Raw genomic sequence first — 18,189 nt, 5'->3', positions numbered from 1 at the left:
CCGGCTGCCAGTGCAGACTAAGATGAAAAATCCCGTGGTAACGCCTACCGGCAGCGCTGCGGGATTATGTTTTCGATGTCGCTGACCGACAGCAATCCGTCCCCGATTTCGTGGCGGTTGCTGCCCTTTGTGGTGTGGCATCTATTATCGGGATCCGCATTAGCGTTGCCCCGAAGCAGCATGACGGCTGGACGGTCGCGCCGAATCTTTGAGGCGCAATTATCGGCGGGTCGTCTTCAATAAAGTCACCAGCTATGCAGGTGGCCCTCGCTCCGGTCTATGCTCTTGAAGATGAAATGCGCAAAGGATGGGAATCGGCTCCGCTCGCCATATGAGTAATGCCTACTTTGAAATATGAAAGCAAACGTCATCAATAGTTGTACCGTGTCGTGCTGGCATTGACAGTCACCTCGGAATTTCTTGCTCATGTTCTTCAACGTTCGAGCCATTTAAGGTTTACGTTGATCTGGGACAATGGTTTCTAATTTAATCTGCTTCAACGTGACGATGCGTCTTTTCCTCTGGGATAAATAGGAGCATCCATATCGTTTTCCGTGTTTTTCACGCGCAGGATCCAGTTCGGAGGTGCCTCGATTGATCCGGGGGGCGACCGACGCTAGGATGAGCACAGGGGGAATCATGCAAATTTTGCGAGTTGAAATCGGGAATTTTCGAAAACACGTAGCCACACGTATCGACTTCGCTATCGAGAAAACAGTATTTGTTGGAGCGAACAATAGCGGAAAAACTTCAGCTATGAACGCACTTCGTCGGTTTCTCGTCGATTCGCGTGGCTTCACAATTAACGATTTTTCCCTTGCCCATTGGCAAGCGCTGAACGCCGAGGGAGACGCTTGGGAGGCGGCTATCAAGTCCGACGAAGCGCTTCCAACTCCAAAGCTCCTAGGTTTTTTGCCACAGCTAGACGTGTGGCTCCAAGTCGGAAAGGGCGAGATGCACTACGTGCAAAGGCTTCTTCCGACGCTGGATTGGAAATCGGGGCCGCTCGGCGTCAGGCTGCGATACGAGCCCGATGAACCGACCAAATTTCAGCAAGAATACATTGCCGCGAGAACGAAAGCCGCTGACACTACCGCCGCCGCAATCAAGGCTGCGGAAGGGAGAGCCGATCCGCCTGAGCTCGAACTCTGGCCACTGAACTTGGTCGATTTTCTTGATCGGCGTGTACGGTCCCTTTTTAAGGTGAAGGCCTACCTCTTGGACGCTGCGAAACTGGCAGATCCCAAGGATGGGTTGGCTGAGATGCAGGTCCTTCCAGAGGATTTGGAACCCGTTGACGGAAACCCACTCGATGGCCTCATTCAGATTGACGAGATCAGTGCGCAGCGAGGCTTTGGGTCTCCTACGACCCCGCGAGTCCAGCGTGATGAAGCCGGCACTGAAGCTAGGGCTGGACGCCGCCTTTCGACGCAACTGCGCTCCTACTACGACAATCATCTCGACTGGCAGGACACGCCTGAATTGTCCGACATCAAGGCGATGGAAGCGCTCGATAAGGCACGTAAGGCCTTCGACGAAAGGTTATCGGATTCGTTCGACAGGGCGCTAAAAGAGCTTCAGAAGCTCGGCTATCCAGGCATCTCAGATCCCAAGCTCAAAATCGCGACCAAGCTCAAATTGCAGGACGGTTTAAACCACGATTCTGCAGTTCAGTATGAAATCCCGGCCGCCGCAGGCGGGTATGTGCACCGACTGCCTGAAGACTCCAACGGGCTTGGTTATCAGAACCTTGTTTCTATGGTCTTTGGCCTGATGAGCTATCGTGATGCCTGGATGCGCGTCGGGAAAGCAGCCGCGTCAGGTGGCGATACTAAACCTCCTCCACCGTTGCACTTGATGTTGGTGGAAGAGCCTGAAGCCTATCTTCATGCTCAGGTGCAACAGGTCTTCATCAAGCATGCTTACGATGTCCTACGGAACGATCCAATGCTTGGAAAGTCGGCTAACTTCTGCACACAACTCGTCGTGAGCACGCACTCGAGCCATATCGCCCATGCCTGCGATTTTGCTGCTCTACGCTACTTCCGTCGTCTTCCGCCCACCGAGAAGCGCAAAACTCCAACCGCCTGCGTGGTTAATCTTTCGTCGGTATTCGGAAAACCCGATCAAACAGCCAAGTTCGTCGCGCGCTATCTCAAGGCCACGCATTGCGACCTGTTTTTCGCTGACGCAGCCATATTTATTGAGGGCAGCGCAGAGCGGGTTTTGGTTCCACATTTCGTAGAGCAGGTCGACGCATTCGAATATCTGCGGAGTTGTTATATCACTTGGCTGGAAGTCGGTGGGAGTCATGCCCATCGTTTCAAAGGCCTCGTGGAGACGCTTGGTTTGACGACACTAATCGTCACCGATCTCGACGCTAAAGACCCAAATACCAACAAGGTCGGGGACCCGATGTTGGGTAAGGGTCTTGAGGCCCGCAATGAAACCCTACGGAGTTGGGTACCGAAGCAAACCTCTGTTGATGCACTCATGAAGCTTGAGGAGAAGGACAAGGCTCTCGTTTATCCTAATGGATACGCCGTTCGTGCGGCCTACCAAACCAGCACGAAATTGAAGATTGGAGCGACCGATGTGGGCGTTCACTCGAATACGTTCGAGGATGCGCTATTTTACAGGAACTTCGACTTCTTTAGGGGGCGGAAGGCCACAGGCCTCGCCGGCAAGTTCCAGAAGATCGCCGACGATGCGACTGATGCCGGAGATCTGGCAGCGAAGGTGAAATCGGCGATTGACGATGGCGACAAGGCCGAATTCGCCTTAGAGTTGTTGTTCAGTGATGACATTGAGAATCTTCGCGTTCCTGACTACATCGGACACGGACTGCTTTGGTTGAAGAAACAGCTTGAACGGAAAGAAGCGGACCTTGCTCCGAAGGCTGGTGCAGCATGACGCGCGCGGCCGCGATAGCGAACGATGATCTAGATTTGCATGTAGACGAGGAGATCAAGAAGTGCCTCAATCCTCAAGCACCTCAGAGCTTCTTTCTATTTGCCGGAGCCGGCTCGGGTAAGACGCGTTCGCTTGTAGCAGCGCTCGATCATCTACGCGGCACGATTGGAAGAGGTTTGAGGATGCGCGGCCAGAGGGTCGCGGTCATCACCTACACGAAGGCGGCGCGCGATGAGATTATCCGCCGGACACAGTTCGACCCTGTAATTGTCGTCTCGACGATCCATAGCTTCGCCTGGACGCTGATCGAAGGGTTCAACCACGATATCAGAGAGTGGCTGCGTGTAGCGCTGAAGGACGACATCCTGGATCTACAAGCCAAAGAGGCGAAGGGACGCGCGGGCACCAAGGCGTCTGCAGAACGCCTCGCCGATATCGCTTCGAAGCAAAGGCGCCTTGCTCGGCTCGATACCACGAAGAAATTCGTCTACAGCCCAGAGAGCGATAACCGTGGATGGGACTCGCTCAATCACGCTGAGGTGCTCAAGCTCGCTGGCGACTTTGTCCGGACTAAACCGGTGCTGCGGCAGATTCTGCGCGATGGCTATCCATACATCTTTGTCGATGAAAGCCAGGACACTAATCGACATATTGTAGAAGCCCTTTTTACCTTCCAGGCCGAGCACAAAGGTGACGTCGTCGTTGGGCTGTTCGGAGATATGATGCAACGGATCTACGGTGATGGGCAGCCAGGGCTCGGAGATAATCTGCCGGCGGATTGGGCCACGCCTACAAAGCGACTGAACTTCCGATGTCCGAGGCGGGTAATCGAACTTATCAACAAGGTCCGCGACGCGACCGATAAGCAGGCCCAGATTCCTTGTAGCTCAGCACAGGAAGGCCATGTCCGGATGTTCGTGTTTCCCTCTGAGGGAATCGATAAGGCCGCAGCGGAGCAAGCAATCTGCGTACATATGGCGGGTCTCACCACAGATCAGGAATGGTTGGATGATGACGCCGTCAAGGTCCTCATCCTTGAGCATCGCATGGCAGCGCTTAGAATGGGTTTTGATGATCTGCTGGCGGCGCTCTATCCGGTTACGCAGTTTCGAACAGCGCTCCTCGACGGGTCACTTCCGCTTATCAACTTCTTCTCAAACCTGATCCTTCCGCTTTGGGACGCCAAAGATGACAAGTTTAGTGTCGCGCGGATCATTCGCGCGGCATCGCCACTCGCCAGCGCGAGCGCGTTAAAGGACGCTGATGACCAATTTAAGCAACTTGCCAAGGCACAAGCCGGAGTCGACGCGCTTGTCGGGCTGCTCGATGGGAATTCGGGGGTAACGTTTCGCGACGTTGTTCAAAACGTCGCTGAAACCGGACTGTTTTCGATCCCAGACGTGCTCAACGTAGCACTGGCTGGTGCCGCCATTGAGGCGACCGACGACGATGAGGAAGAGCGGACCGCTCGCGACAAAGGGATAGCGGCATTTCTGGCTGCACCATTCGGACAGGTGCGAGCTTACGCCAAATACGTGGGTGGCAAGGCCCGTTTCGACACCCATCAGGGGGTGAAGGGCCTCGAATTTCCGCGTGTGCTGGTCACTATGGATGATCGTGAAGCGCGCGGTTTCCTGTTCAAATACGACAAGCTCTTCGGCGGCGGGCCAGAGGACAATCAGACAGCTTCGACGCGTCGGCTATTTTACGTTACCTGTAGCCGAGCGGAGAAATCTCTAGCATTGGTTGCCTACGCCGAAAACCCAGAGCACGTCAAGAAACAGCTGTTGGCGAACGGCTGGTTCAAGCCAGAAGAAATATCTCTTGGTATACCGTAGCGCTTTTGCAGTTTTGACTTTCAAAGCTTTTAAAAAAACTGAATAACGGAATTAACGAGAAGCAATTATTGCCAAAGAAATACATACTTTTTGTGTATTATAATTTGTTATACGTTATTTTTAACGATCTTCTGAGATCGGACATCATAGCGACACTCATGTAGTGTTCCGTTTTGGATAAGTTTAGCCGCCTGACTAACATGTTCTGGCAGAACATAAAACCATTCGCGCGGGCGGATTTTCTTACCGAAACGGTCTGTCACAAATAAATCAGCAGGCCGGGCACCTTCAAAGAAACGATGTAACAACTCTTCGACTTTAGAGCGCGCGAGGTTTTTAAGTTCGTAAGTTGCTACCAGCTCAACCGGTGCCATCAGGAAAGTTGGGTCATTACGGGCGTCGGCAAGGCGCCTTTTGATATCCTGCGACGTGACTCCGATTTTGTGTAGAATGTTGCTGACCTCAACGATTGCCGGGTCAGTTGAAAGACTGCGTGCGACATAGATGGTACCGGAAATGTCAGGGCTGTCCGATTGCCACTTTTTATCGAGGGGCCCAAGGCCTTCACGCTGGATGACGCGGGCGGTCTTGTCTTCATTCAATGACTTTCTGAATGACGACATCAGCGGATCGCTTTCAGTGCCGTTTGAAAAGATGATCCGAAGGCGATGATCGCGAGAGCCCCCACGCGAGCTCATTTCGGTTTTCTCGGCAATATACGCGAGCAGACCGTTGCGGATAAAAAAATCACCTTCGAGAGGCTCGATAATTGCGCGATCTTCTACGATTGTGGCTGTGCGTTCACCGCTGTCGAGTGCGGCCTGCATGGCAGAAAAACGCTCTGCAAAATCGGCGAAATCTGTGCATGGGCGGTTTTCTGCTCGATGGTCAGGCACATTGCGCATCGCAGCGGGAGTAACATTGCGAATGGTGAGGTAATCAACGGTTATGTCTAGTTCATCGTCACTGAAAATATCGTCTAGTGACGCGGGGATTTCATCTTCCGGCCCATCGTCGCGCCAACTGGAAGTACGGGGACTGGGTTTCAGATCAAAACCCTGTAGGAGCCCGTGCGTGTCGGCCGCACGCATAGCGTTAGTCGGATTGGCTGAAACCTTTTCCCAGATAATACCCAGCCGCATTTCGTCGTGTTCGATGGCATTGCCGTCAGGCAGGCGGTGGTTATTCTCATAAAACGTATTGACCTGCCTAACGATATCAACATTCTTGTCATCATCGCTTGATTGACCAGCGCGCGCATTCAGGCGGACATTGAGCAGGCCAAACTCGTCAGGCTCATTAAAGATATCTTCTAAAGTTGGGCGTGGTGGCATGGTTAGTTTGCCATCTGAGCGCGCATGGCCTCAGCCTTTTTCACCTTCAGCCACGCGAGAGCTTCCGCCATGCGTTTTTCTATCTCATCGGCAGAATGCACATTTGGCTCGCGACCTTCGATCGCGCGAAAACGCTTGATACGTGGCCAGAGCGTGCGCGCTTCATCGTCTGTCATCTGAATGCGCTGGGCAACCATGGCCGATTGAATGTGTTGCAAGACTGGGGCATCGAGCGCCTTCGATGCAATCTCGAAACGCTCTTTGAACGTATTGACGCTATCGATGAGATCGATATCGATTTCTTGCACATTGATGAATTTCTTCACCAGCTTCAAAAGGGTATTTTCCGCCGGCTCACGGCTTTCATCGTCGCTGGAGCTGTCAAAACTATCTTGCTCTTCTGCAAAGTCTTTGCTTTCTTCACGGCGCGCCAGCGTTAGAATATTCATGCGTGCAGCAAGATCCTGGCGGATAGCCTCAGTTTCGTCCGCACTCAAATTCGGATAGCTGTGCTCGATAATATCCGTCAACACCATCTGGTTGGCCACTTCCGGTGCAATATCAGGGCCAACAGTATGCCGATCCATTGCCTGGCAAGCTTTGGCAACCAGTTCGTGCATATCTTTTTCGCAGATTTCGCGTGCGCGATCCGTGGGCGGTTCCATTAAGCCTTTGATGCCGATGGTGACGGTGCCTTGCCCGTCAACGCTGATAGGTTCACGAATATCCCCGTCCTCTCGGCGGTAAAACTTGAAGTTGGGCGCTAGCACTTGTTCCATCAATAACGCGCCGGAAATAGCCTTGAGCATGTCGTTGACGGCATCAACCACAAGACCGGTTTCAACGCCGGGCTCTGCAACAAGATTGGTAAAGCGCGCTGCCAGTTTGCCGGGTGCATCGCGGGTAGCGCGGCCGATAATCTGGATGATTTCGGTCAGCGATGCACGATAGCCGATGGTCAAAGCATGTTCGCACCACACCCAATCAAAGCCTTCCTTGGCCATGCCAAGCGCAATGATGATGTCAACCTTTGCGCCGTCTGCCGTGTCGTCACGCTTGCCGTCTGTCCCTTTGATTTCCCGGGACAGGGCGGCTTTGACGTTATCGCGCTCTGGCCCGTCATCGACCAGATCGGCGATTTTCAGAATGCGGCTATCGGGTGTTTCGACCAGATCAAAACCTGTCTCCTCATCACGGCCAATATGCGTACCAATCAGATCGAGAATGCGCCCCACTTCGCCATATTTATCGTCAAAGGCCTCAGCAGAGCCACGATGGGGAATGTAGATAATGGTTTTGAGGTTTGTATCGAGTACCTCGGGCAGACCGTTGACATAATTGCCCTTGTAGAAGCTGTAATTGATCCCAAGGGATTTCAAGAACTCATACCCGTCAAGCTGTTCATAATAGGAATAAGTGACAGCGGTGAATTTATCTTCATCCTCGGGACGTAAAACCGGTATGGCATCACCGCGAAAGTAAGAGCCAGTCATGGCCATGACGTGTGCCTGCTCACGCGTGATCAAACGGCGCAGAATCTCGCCAAGGCGATTATTGTCAGCGGCAGAAACATGATGAAACTCATCGATAGCGATGAAAACATTGTCGAAGGCCTCAATGCCCTGTTCTTTTTCTATGGCATCAAAGCCAAAGCGGAATGTTGCATGGGTGCAGACAAGCACTTTTGCATCAGAGGCCAGAAATTCCTGGAAAGCTTTCACCTTTTGATTGGTGGTGCCGTCTTCTGCTCCGCTTAAGCAAAGGTTCCAGCTGGGTTCGACAGCCCAATCGGAATCAAAACCATAAGAGGTAAGGTCGGTTGAGCGAAACGAGCTGCCGATAGAGGTTTCCGGCACGCAAACGATGGTTTTAGCGAGCCCCTGGTGGTTCATCTTGTCAAGCGCGATGAACATCAAGGCACGGCTTTTGCCAGCAGCGGGTGGGGCTTTGAGAAGCAGAAACTGGCTCCCACGCGCCGCGTAGGCGCGCGCCTGCATCGGGCGTTGACCCAGTGCATTGGTGGTTTTCGATGCCCCCGTGCGGCCATAGGCCATGCTAACGACTTCAACCATAATTTACGCCCCCTTAGTCTTTTTCTCTACCCGAGCCGCATAAAGCTTGAACAACTTTTCCAGCCGCTCGGTATCATTACGGAATGGTCGCCCGATATACATTGTCTCCAAAAGATCATCGTTAGCCTTATGAGCGGCGCGCAGATCGTTCGGCATTTTGTCTGGATCATAAAGATCGGCAATGGTTTTGGGATGGTGTTGATAGCGGGTTCTCAATATCTGTCGCGCCGAGGCAGTCAGTTGTTCAAGCTGTTCCGCAGAAAATTTAGGCACTGGAAATGTGTTCCAGCCCAGTGTGTTGGAATAGCGGAAACGCGATTCTAGCCTTCCGCAGACGGTGGCGATCCACACCAGATGCAGTCGTGAGGCAATCAACGCAATGCACCAGTCTGGCCCGTCAAAAATGACATGATTATTATCCGATGAGATAATCTTTGCGTCGGCATACTCTACTGGCAGATAATCACGATGTTCTGAACTAGTGCGGGGCACTAGAATAGAATGGTGTTCTGAGGCTTTGTGTTCACGAAATTGGTGGGGGCGAGCCGCTAAGCGGCGAGTTCCAGCGTCACTGCTTTTTGAGCGATCTTGCGCTACTGATGCGATACGATCAGCGATTGGTATTATTTCCAACGCCTCATTCAGATCATCGTCGGAAATCCATAAGCAATAACGAGGTATCGAATGTATAACTTCCTTCGATCCTGCGAACTTGCGTACGAATCTTTTGGCATTTGGGTATGACGTTATGATTTCATCTTTTTCCGAAGCTGAAAGTATGAGGTGGCCGAAATCATATGGAAAATTGCCGGGCCCCATTTGAGGTAAACTAAATATCGCATCTCTGCATGAGCTTATAAATATTGCTGGGCTATCGATTAAGTATGCATTTATGTAGGACGTGTGAACGATGTGCTTGTCATCAAATAGGCGTGCTACATTGGATTTTTCACTCGTCAATCCAACGATTACGCATTCAACGGCGGCATTTTTTGCTGCATTATTCGCCCATTTGAAAGGCCTGTAAGCGAAGAATATTCTGGCGCCATTCTTGAAGATCGGCGACCATAGTGGCTCTACTGCCGAACCCTGAACCGTAGAGCTAGTCGTGATTAGTGCTGAACGAGCACCTATATTCGAAATGTACTTTGAAGCCAAAAACATCCAAGCTGCGCTGAAGTCAAGTCTTCCATAGCTCTCAATTTTGTTCTCGAAAACATTTGCAAAGTCGGCTCTTTGTTCTGGCTTTCTATATGTGGTTCCCAGAAAAGGTGGATTACCTGCAATGAACACTTCCTCTCCATCTCTTGGTGGAGGGCAGACTTTTTCCCAATTCAGTTGCAATGCATTGCCATGCACAATATTACCGCCATCGCGCAACGGCAATAGGGCCGGCATACGACCAAATACATCTGCAAACCGTGCATTCGCCTGGTATTCCGCGATAAATAACGCCAGTTTTGCTGTTTCAGCAGCAAAATCCGTGATTTCAATGCCGTAGAACTGATTGAGATTGACTACTGAAAACATTTGGATGCTTGGCTCTTCAACCAATTCACCCACTCGTTGTAAGAGGCGGATTTCACGGTCACGCAGTTCACGATAGGCGACTACAAGAAAATTTCCTGAGCCGCATGCTGGATCGAAAATGCGCATTCTGCTGAGACGAGACAGTTGCGCGCGCAGGGCGGCAGGTCGATTCCATGCCTTTTCAATCGCCTCATCCAGCTCATCAAGAAAGAGTGGTCCCAATACCTTCATAATATTAGGAACAGACGTATAGTGCATGCCCAGTTCTGATCGTGAGGTTGGATCAGAAATTGACTGGATCATTGATCCGAAAATATCCGGATTGATTAAATTCCATTTTAGGTCACTCGCTTCGCGCAAATACCGAAATGCAAGCTGATCGAACTGTGGGACATCAATGCTGCCTGCAAATAGACCGCCGTTGACATATTCAAAATCGGTTACCCAACTGGGCAATTCTGTGCGCTGGTCTGAGGGCAGGTTCATCGCGGTAAAGGCGCTGATGATTGTCGATTGCGCGTGTTCGCCCCTGTTGCCACCATAGGTAAATACGGCGTGGGAAAACTGGTTCTCTTTAAAAACGCCGACATCTTCCGAAAACAGGCAGAAAATGAGCCGTGTCATGAACAGATTCATGTCATGGCGGCGCTCGTCGGTTGCCCATTCCGGGTTAACCCGCATCAGCGTATCGTATAGCTTGGCAAGTTTTCCGGCGGCTTTGACATCAACCGGATTTTCTTCGGCGGGTTTGTAACGATCCTTACCCGCAGCTGGCAGAAGAAATCCGAAATTCAGACCCAATTCCGTAAATAGAAAATGGCGCGTTTCGCCGCTTTTGGGATGCTCAGCGGCAATGGTTTCCCCATCCGTGGTGATTAAAATAGCGGGTCTTGCGGATGCCGTCTTTTTGCTGACGCGCAAGGCGTCCAGTGCCTCGTTGACCCTACCGGGTGTAGCTGGAACATAATGGAACTTGCGATTAAGAAGCACACCACCCGGTAAATCTGATTTATTGGTGCTGGTGCGCAGTTTGGAAATTGTAGCGCGCGCATTGTCTGTCGCTTCGGCGAAAGCAAAGCCAAACTCTGCCGCATCAAATGGCGCGCGACCAATTTCATCAAGCGCATCAGCAATTTCGGTTGGATTCATCATTGTATTCATAAGCCCCGCTGGTTCCCCAATCTATGGCTGAACTGCTTTCCGCAATCAACCACTAGGCAAGCTATTGTTTGTCGCGAGTCTGGGCTTATAAGGATGGCAATACTGAATTGGCGGGGAAGAGAAATTGCGTAAATTTATCATTGAAGCAGACGGGTTACCGGATTTGCCAGGCATGATGTTGGTTGTCGTCGAGGCATTGAAAGGGCTCGGCGGGTCAGCTTCAATTCAGGAGCTCGATGAGCGGGTCGTTGAGCTGGAAGGAATTTCCGAGGAAGAACAGTCCCTGATGATGCCCAATGGCCAATATAGGCGGCTGAACTACTATCTTTCGTGGGCGCGGACTTATCTCAAGCGCGGCAACGCTCTGGAAAATTCATTGCGCGGTGTGTGGACGTTGACTGATGAAGGGGAAAAAATCACCACGGTTGCACAAACACGTGAAATTCAGAAGCAAGTCAATGCAGAAGAGCGGGAACGGGCGCGGCTGAAACGGCTGGCAGTAAGGGGCAAAAATGCCACCCCACAGGCTGCGCCCCTTGCAATGGAGTTGCAGCCGGATATTGGTGCGACAGTCGGCGACGATTGGCGGTCAGAATTGCAGATCGCATTACTGGACATCGCTCCAGATGCATTTGAAAGGCTGGCTCAGCGGCTGCTCCGCGAGGCTGGCTTTGTAAAAGTAGAGGTGCGTGGAAAGACGGGTGATGGCGGCATTGACGGGGTTGGGGTGTTGCGGGTGAACCTCGTGTCTTTTCAGGTTTATTTCCAGTGTAAACGCTGGAAGGGCAGCGTCGGTGCAAAAGACATCCGCGATTTTCGCGGCGCATTGCAGGGCCGGGCAGACAAAGGCCTGTTCATCACCACGGGTAATTTCACTTCGCAAGCCTCCGAAGAAGCAACGCGTGACGGTGCAATCGCCATAGATTTGATCGATGGTGAACGTCTATGCGATTTACTCAAGCAATATGAGTTGGGCGTGAAAACGGAGACGGTCGAAAAAGTTACAGTTTCGGCTGACTGGTTCAAAGGGCTGTAATGCTGGTCATGCCGGAATAATATCGGGCTTTTCGGGAACTGTGCTTAATAGCATTTCCTGATTTTCCTTGAGAATAGCCGCTTCAGGTTCCGTCAGTGGAAACTCCTCGATAAATCGTCGATCCTCATAGGCATCTTTTAGGTCAATATCATCGGGAAAGAGGCCAGCTTTTACCCCTTCTTCCCACTCGCGATCAACGACGTCGAAAAAATCATCTTGGCGCGTGTCTCCGGGACAGGCGAAGAACAAATAGCCCCGTGCAAAATTATCGTGAAAAGCTATGTCTTTCGCGAGACCGTTCAACGCGCCGATTAAATCTGACCGGCTCATTTCTATCGTAATCTCAGGCAGGATATTTCGCGCAAGTGGATCAAACTGGCGATGCAATCTGAAAATACCCGTCCGGGAATTAGCGTCTTCGCTATAGGACCAAAGACAATTTGCGTAGTCCGATAGAAAATCGAACGGGCAATCGCCCGCTATCAGGGAGGTAATGAATTCAAGAATTTTACGCAGATCATCGTTGAAATCGTCAATAACGGTTTCGAAGACTTCATCTTGGCCGCGAACTACGATTTCAATGAAGCCCGCTGAAATGTTTTTAAGATCGAACATGTCGGCTCCCTGGAAAATGGACCTGCTTATTCAAATTACGGTCTACATTGAACGCCGTAAATGTACGCAAATGTCAACAATTGTTGCCTGACACCAGCCAATGCGCCGCCGGAGAATGAGATTCCCCGTTAATGTAGCGTTGGCACTTGTACCCAGAATTTTCAGGTATCCATAAAACAAGACTTCTCTGACCAGTGCCTGCGAGGCTGCTTAAAAGCAAGCTATCTCTAACAGATCAATCGAGCCAAAAAGTAGGGGCTATGATAGGGGCTCAGAAATCTAAAACTTCATTAAATAGTTGGAAAATATACGTTTTTTTAAATAAAATGGTGCGGGTGGTCGGAATCGAACCGACACTCCTTTCGGAACCGGATTTTGAGTCCGGCGCGTCTACCAGTTCCACCACACCCGCACATTTCTGCCGAAGCAGTTCGATATGGTTCAAAGGGACAGCGGGTTGGGATATACCGGCTAAACGAAACGAGGTCAATTGCTCAAAAGTGCAGCTTTCACTCCTCTTCAGACAGACGGCTGAAAGGGTAAGAAGTAATGGCGTGTGATTCAATCAACCGCTCATCGTCACGGCAGCGTTCCAGTCAACAAGCCCGTTCCTGATCGTGTCAGGCGCAGCAGGCTTTATGTGGTTGCGCGGCTTTGAGATAAGCCGCCGTCATCTATCTGCGCAAGTTCGCTTCAACCAGATTCCAGAAAACCAGCAAGGCGATGAAGCCCAGCAGGACGTAATCCAGCGTGCTGACATAGTGAAAATATTCCATAGCGCATCTCCTTCCCCGGGAGGGCGCGATAGCGTTTGAGCCAGACGGAAGCTTTTATAATTATCCGGGCTTCGGACACTTGTTCAAAGTGCCGGATTGCACCGGTGCGGACCTCCTCTTCCGCCTGTCCATGCGCTCTCCCAAGGCAAAGTGTACCACGCTTTGTCGGATGGCTCAAATTATTGGTTTGGCTAATATAATCAGCTATCTGCGCGCGATGCCAAATGTCCTAGTTCGACGTTGCGACATTGGCTTTCCGGCAGTTGGCAAAGCGGTCGAGCGCCTGATCATAGGCTGACGTTTTCACGCCCATCATGCCGATGACCGTGTGGAACAGATTGTCGTGCGAAGAAGGGGCGGCAGCATCCTGTTTGACGCAAGCCGTGTCGAGCCTGGTGGCGTTCGCATAGTCCGGCGAGAACCACGCGACGAATGGGATGTGTGTCTGGACGTCAGGCGCGATGAAATAGGGTGCTGCATGCAGATAAAGACCATCTTCGCCCAGCGATTCGCCATGGTCGGACATATAGATCATGGCGGGGGCAAAACGGTCTTCGCTTGCCTTCAGGACGTTGATGATCTCCGACAATATGTGATCGGTATAGAGGATCGAATTGTCGTATGCATTGACGATCTGGTCCGTCGTGCAATCGGAAAATTCGCTCGTGCGGCACTCAGGCTTGAACTTGGCGAATTCTGGCGGATAACGCCGATAATAGGACGGTCCGTGACTGCCGGTCATATGCAGGACAATGGTGGCGTTGCCGTTTACGTTCTTCAGGTGGTCACGGAGCTGGTCGACCAGAATCTGGTCGAGACATTCGCCGCCTTCGCAATATTGCGCATCGTTTGAATTCTGCAGGTCGACCGTCGGTATGCGGTCCGAAACGCTCTTGCTGCCGGTATTATTCTCGTACCACGCAACCTGCACGCCGGCATGATTAAGGAGGTCCATCAGATTTTCCGAGCTATGGAACTTGGAGCTCGAATATTCCTCGCGCGGAAAGGGCGAGAACATACATGGCACGGAAACGGAGGTGTCCGTGCCGCAGCTTGTTGTGTTTGGAAAGGTAACGATATCCTGCTGCTTCAGTTCGGGATTGGTCTCACGCGGGTAGCCGTAAAGGCTGAAATTCTGGGCGCGTGCCGTTTCGCCCACCACGATGACGGTCAGGAGCTTCTTGCCCGACGCAATCGGCGGCAGCACTTGTTTTGCATCGAGGCCGAGCGGCTGCATGACGATCTGCCTGTCATTCAGGTCACGCACGATATATTGCACGGTGCTCTTGAGTGGTGTGCCGGGCATCAGCCGTTCCATGATGTCGGAGCGGTGTTCGCGGTACATCGAGGAGAAGCTGCCGTAATCGGAGCCGATAAGTGCGATTGCGACAGCCAGGCAGACGATGATCGAGACAGTATTGACCAGAAGCTTTTGCAGCAAAGGCCGGTGTTTCACACGGACCCAGAGGATGAAAAGCGTGGGAACGACGGCATAAAGCAGGATATGCAGCAGAAAGCCCGTCGTTATCAGATGACCCGACTCTGCCTTTGTCGTTGTGAGCGTCGCCTCGACCACATTGCGATCGATGATCGTGCCGAAAGTATCCGTAAAATAGGACCCACCTGCGGCGACCCATATTGCGAAAATGAGAACAGGCTTGATGACATATTTTGCCGAGAAGGCCATCAGCACGGCGATATGGATGAGAAGGATGGCCGCTGCCCCAACAACCAGCTTTTGCGGATGGTCGGAAAAGTAGGCGATCAGCCGCTGCCAGAAGGAGCTATTGGTGAAAGCGAGGAGATAAAATGCGGTCAGGACGCAAAGCGTGCCGCTGGCGATAGTCGGGCGTGGAAACCGCATTCCTGAACCTTCAAAATTCCGAAGTGGCTGTTGAGGATGGAGCTTCGCAGGGCTTCCGCAAAACTGCAATCGCAACATTCTTGCCGGATAATCCAGCATCGGAGATTCAGGACAGCGATTTCTGGGCTTTTTTAAGGTCGCTTAAACTCGCCCCTATTTCCTCTCAGTGAAGCTGCGGATGCGATTGCGCACAATGCGGGCCAGATTGCGGGTTCGCTGATAAAGATGAATCTGCGAGGCAGCCTGACGGACGAGCTTATCCGTGGACGGGTTGAGGCCAATCACCAGCGTTTCGATTGTCTCGCGCTTGTCGAACAGCCGCATCATGACCGGATGATCGGGGACGGCGCAGGAATCTGTGCGGTTGATGTTCGGATCGTTCAGATGGTTCTTCACGACTTCGATCATGAGAAGTACGCCGGGCGACCAGGCGTTCAGGCTTTCGTCATAAGCTGTTTTCCAGGTCCAGGCTTCTCCTGAAACCGTAAATACGATCAAAATGGCGATAACCCGTCCGTCGAGCTCAAGCGTGTGCACGCGCACGCAGTCGCGTTCAGCAAGATTGTTGACTGCCTCGCGGGCGAAAGCCGCGCGAAACCGGTCGACGGCCATGGCGGTGCCGCGTTTGCCTTTCCAGCCACTCGCTTCCAGCGTCAGGAAATGTTCGAACGCGTGACGCACATCGTCGGGCGTGCGGGCGACGCGATAGGCAAGCTCGCCCTTTTCGGCCAGCCTGCGCCACAGGCGATTGTAATCCCGGCGATGGTGTGCACCGATTGCTTGCTTGATATAGGCGTCGCCGTCCAGATCGCTCTCGAGAAAGGGGCGCTCCTTCTGCTCTATGGCGACCAAAGGCAATTGACGGCCCACCGCCACAGAACGGATCAGTTTTGCCGCCGGGCCGTTAGCCCGCATTTCCGGCAGCACAAGCACATCAGGCAATTTGAGATGCCTGCGCGCCAGAATGTCGAACAGGTCTTCCAGCACGCCGACAGGGTCATCGTGATCGATCAGTGGCGTGCCCTGCGGTCCGAATGGTGTCGACCATGCACGGATCACAGGCGTCGATAGCGGCAAGCCGGGACGTTCGATCGTATAGGGCATGACAAAGCGCAGGCGGCTACGGATTTCGTTTTCGTCGCGCATGACCATGAAGCGAACTTCGCGATCCTCAAGGCGCGGCATGGCTGGCGCCAGAAACCGTGCATTGAAGAACACATTCGGTTCGACGGTCCGGTTGCTCAAGTGATCGAGTTCGTCGCGCAGTTCGAAGCCTGCGGCAGCGCCATAGATGGCCAGCTTGCGCGGTATATCGCGGCTGTGAAGGCTTTCCTCCAGCTTTTTGACAGCTTCGTGCGCCATACCGCTCTCGGAGAGTTCCGAAACGATGTGAGCTGCATTTCCGCCCGCCGATTCTTCAAGCAAAGGTTTCGCGGCCATTACAAAGTCCCCTCCGAGGTCTTGGTACGGTCTCGTGGAATGAGAATGAACATGGTTATGTGCAAGGTGCGTGATACGGCTGCCGAAAGAAGTGCCGCTTCCATCAGCATGGCAATAGCTGTCGAAATGGCGGCGCCTGTCAGGCCGAAGCGTGGTATCAGGACCAGATTGAGAATAACGTTGACAGCAAGTGTCACGGCATAAAGGAGCGCGCAGATATTCTGCTTTCCCGACATGTTGAGAAGGCTTTCCGCCGGGCCGACGCTTGCACGTGCGATCACCCCGATGATCAGGATGAACAGAAGCGGATAGCCCGCTGTGAAGGCCGGACCGAAAAGCCGCAGGAGCGGATAGCCGGTGAGCAGAATGACTGCGCCGAGGAACAGCGTCGGCCAGAATGTCCAGCGGACGGACGCTTCGGCGAAGCTTGCAAATTCGGCGCGATCACCGCTGTGCAGCAGGTCCGAGTAGCGCTGCGCGACACTGGCTTTCACGGCGAAATAGACGAAATGCGCGAGCGCCATGATCTTCGTTGCCGCAAAATAGATCGCGACATGCTCGGGGTCGAGCGCGTGGCCAACCATCAGAACATCGACATTGATGAGTAGGAAGAAAAAGCCTTCCACGAGGAAAATCGGCAGGGCAACTTTCATCCATTCGCCAAGACGCTGGTCACGCGTTGCGGCGGGAATATCTTTTTCCAGTGAGCGGTCGACGGTCAGAAATTGTCCGACGGTGGTCAGCCACGTTGCGGCAATCGATACTGCCAGCGCGATAGTTGCACTGGAAGGTAGTCCCGCTTCATGTGCGATGATCATGAACAGGAGAACCAGAAGTGGGCGGACGATATAGCTTGGCGTCAGTGCCATCATCACCCAGGTGCGCGAGCGCGCAATGCCATCCAGCATATTGCCGAGCGTAATCATTGGCAGGCAGATGAAGCCGAGGATGAACGGCACGAGATAATAGCTTGTGACATGGTCTTTGAGCAGGAGCAGCAGGCCCGCACCCAGAAGCGCGATGAATGTAGCGGCTGCAAAAGCGAAGACGCGTCCGGTCCGGATGATCCCGCGCACGAGGCCGAACATCTGACGCTGCATATATTCCGGTACGAAGCGGATAATCGTGGTGTGCAGTCCGAAACAGGCCAGATCGCCGATAATTATCATGGTCAGCCAGACGAGGACGAAGATGCCGTACTCGAATTCCCCCATCCAACGGGCGAGAATAACCTGAGACAGGAGAGCAATAGCAGCGCTCGCAACGCGCACGGAAAAGGCGACGAGGGAAGAGCGCTGTGCGCTTGCCTGCGGTCCGCTATCCGTAAGCACGGCATCCAGCCGCTCCGTCACGGGACGAAGCGTGGCTGCGATCCTGCCGGGTAGAAACCGGCTCGCCGTTTCAGCTGCCGAAAACCGCACTGTTTGCCAACCCTGTCTTTGCACGCCTCTTGGGACCTGCTTGTTTAGCACCGGATAACCCGGCTTTCACGCCTATGCTTTGTTGGTCATGAGGCGCATGAAAACCTTAGACAGGAGTTCTTTATAAAGAGAAAAAGAAAAAGTCTAATCTGCCGAAGGTCGCAAGACTTCAAGGAATGGTGAGTATTT

Annotated in this window: 10 protein-coding genes, 1 tRNA gene and 1 pseudogene; 4 read left to right on the top strand and 8 right to left on the bottom strand. The window is 52.6% G+C overall.

Annotation, left to right across the window (positions count from 1 at the left end):
* Nucleotides 1-44: 44 nt before the first annotated feature.
* The 3 genes and pseudogenes from FG152_RS02995 to FG152_RS02985 all read left to right on the top strand — a co-directional run.
* Nucleotides 45-317, top strand: a pseudogene (locus FG152_RS02995) (DUF3987 domain-containing protein); the annotation flags it as partial.
* Between the two features lie 322 nt (nucleotides 318-639).
* The gene (locus FG152_RS02990) at nucleotides 640-2,913 is read left to right on the top strand and encodes an AAA family ATPase (protein ID WP_498985246.1); all 2,274 of its coding nucleotides are present in this window, start codon (nucleotides 640-642) and stop codon (nucleotides 2,911-2,913) included.
* Nucleotides 2,910-4,751 (top strand): UvrD-helicase domain-containing protein, encoded by a 1,842-nt coding sequence (locus tag FG152_RS02985; RefSeq protein ID WP_123218540.1) that lies wholly within the window; start codon nucleotides 2,910-2,912, stop codon nucleotides 4,749-4,751. Before FG152_RS02990 ends, FG152_RS02985 begins: the two co-directional genes overlap by 4 nt.
* Nucleotides 4,752-4,858: 107 nt before the next feature.
* On the opposite strand, the gene FG152_RS02980 is transcribed toward FG152_RS02985, so the two are convergent.
* Genes FG152_RS02980 through FG152_RS02970 form a run of 3 tightly spaced genes read right to left on the bottom strand, consistent with a single transcriptional unit; the run spans nucleotide 4,859 to nucleotide 10,839 of the window.
* Nucleotides 4,859-6,085: a GIY-YIG nuclease family protein gene (locus FG152_RS02980; RefSeq protein WP_123218541.1), complete on the bottom strand. Its 1,227-nt coding sequence runs from the start codon at nucleotides 6,083-6,085 to the stop codon at nucleotides 4,859-4,861.
* A 2-nt stretch (nucleotides 6,086-6,087) separates the two neighbouring features.
* A complete protein-coding gene (locus FG152_RS02975) occupies nucleotides 6,088-8,157 on the bottom strand; it encodes a DEAD/DEAH box helicase (protein ID WP_498985244.1) in 2,070 nt (689 codons plus the stop codon).
* Nucleotides 8,158-8,160: 3 nt separating this feature from the next.
* The gene (locus FG152_RS02970; RefSeq protein ID WP_183508450.1) at nucleotides 8,161-10,839 is read right to left on the bottom strand and encodes a DNA methyltransferase; all 2,679 of its coding nucleotides are present in this window, start codon (nucleotides 10,837-10,839) and stop codon (nucleotides 8,161-8,163) included.
* Between the two features lie 133 nt (nucleotides 10,840-10,972).
* Here FG152_RS02970 and FG152_RS02965 point away from each other — a divergent pair, with 133 nt between their 5' ends.
* On the top strand, nucleotides 10,973-11,884 hold the full coding sequence (locus FG152_RS02965) for a restriction endonuclease (protein WP_123218544.1): 912 nt from the start codon (nucleotides 10,973-10,975) through the stop codon (nucleotides 11,882-11,884).
* Nucleotides 11,885-11,890: 6 nt separating this feature from the next.
* Here the strand turns inward: FG152_RS02965 and FG152_RS02960 are convergent, their stop codons facing one another.
* The 5 genes from FG152_RS02960 to FG152_RS02940 form a co-directional block, all read right to left on the bottom strand.
* A complete protein-coding gene (locus FG152_RS02960) occupies nucleotides 11,891-12,499 on the bottom strand; it encodes a hypothetical protein (RefSeq protein ID WP_498985242.1) in 609 nt (202 codons plus the stop codon).
* Nucleotides 12,500-12,826: 327 nt separating this feature from the next.
* Nucleotides 12,827-12,911 (bottom strand) — tRNA-Leu (locus tag FG152_RS02955).
* A 593-nt stretch (nucleotides 12,912-13,504) separates the two neighbouring features.
* Nucleotides 13,505-15,139, bottom strand: a complete 1,635-nt coding sequence (locus FG152_RS02950; RefSeq protein WP_010657511.1) for a phosphoethanolamine transferase — start codon at nucleotides 15,137-15,139, stop codon at nucleotides 13,505-13,507.
* A gap of 153 nt (nucleotides 15,140-15,292) precedes the next feature.
* Nucleotides 15,293-16,579 (bottom strand): type IV secretion system effector crotonyl transferase BspF, encoded by a 1,287-nt coding sequence (bspF, locus tag FG152_RS02945; RefSeq protein ID WP_010657510.1) that lies wholly within the window; start codon nucleotides 16,577-16,579, stop codon nucleotides 15,293-15,295.
* Nucleotides 16,579-18,000: a lipopolysaccharide biosynthesis protein gene (locus FG152_RS02940; RefSeq protein WP_036563224.1), complete on the bottom strand. Its 1,422-nt coding sequence runs from the start codon at nucleotides 17,998-18,000 to the stop codon at nucleotides 16,579-16,581. Before FG152_RS02940 ends, bspF begins: the two co-directional genes overlap by 1 nt.
* Nucleotides 18,001-18,189 lie beyond the last annotated feature (189 nt).

This window comes from Ochrobactrum sp. XJ1 (assembly GCF_024701725.1).
Lineage (GTDB): Bacteria > Pseudomonadota > Alphaproteobacteria > Rhizobiales > Rhizobiaceae > Brucella > Brucella anthropi.
This window is presented reverse-complemented; position numbering and strand designations above follow the sequence as displayed.

Coding starts and splice junctions, on each gene's coding strand:
- FG152_RS02990 (WP_498985246.1), top strand. CDS start 640: ATGCAAATTTTGCGAGTTGAAATCGGGAATTTTCGAAAACACGTAGCC.
- FG152_RS02985 (WP_123218540.1), top strand. CDS start 2,910: ATGACGCGCGCGGCCGCGATAGCGAACGATGATCTAGATTTGCATGTA.
- FG152_RS02980 (WP_123218541.1), bottom strand. CDS start 6,085: ATGCCACCACGCCCAACTTTAGAAGATATCTTTAATGAGCCTGACGAG.
- FG152_RS02975 (WP_498985244.1), bottom strand. CDS start 8,157: ATGGTTGAAGTCGTTAGCATGGCCTATGGCCGCACGGGGGCATCGAAA.
- FG152_RS02970 (WP_183508450.1), bottom strand. CDS start 10,839: ATGATGAATCCAACCGAAATTGCTGATGCGCTTGATGAAATTGGTCGC.
- FG152_RS02960 (WP_498985242.1), bottom strand. CDS start 12,499: ATGTTCGATCTTAAAAACATTTCAGCGGGCTTCATTGAAATCGTAGTT.
- FG152_RS02950 (WP_010657511.1), bottom strand. CDS start 15,139: ATGCGGTTTCCACGCCCGACTATCGCCAGCGGCACGCTTTGCGTCCTG.
- bspF (WP_010657510.1), bottom strand. CDS start 16,579: ATGGCCGCGAAACCTTTGCTTGAAGAATCGGCGGGCGGAAATGCAGCT.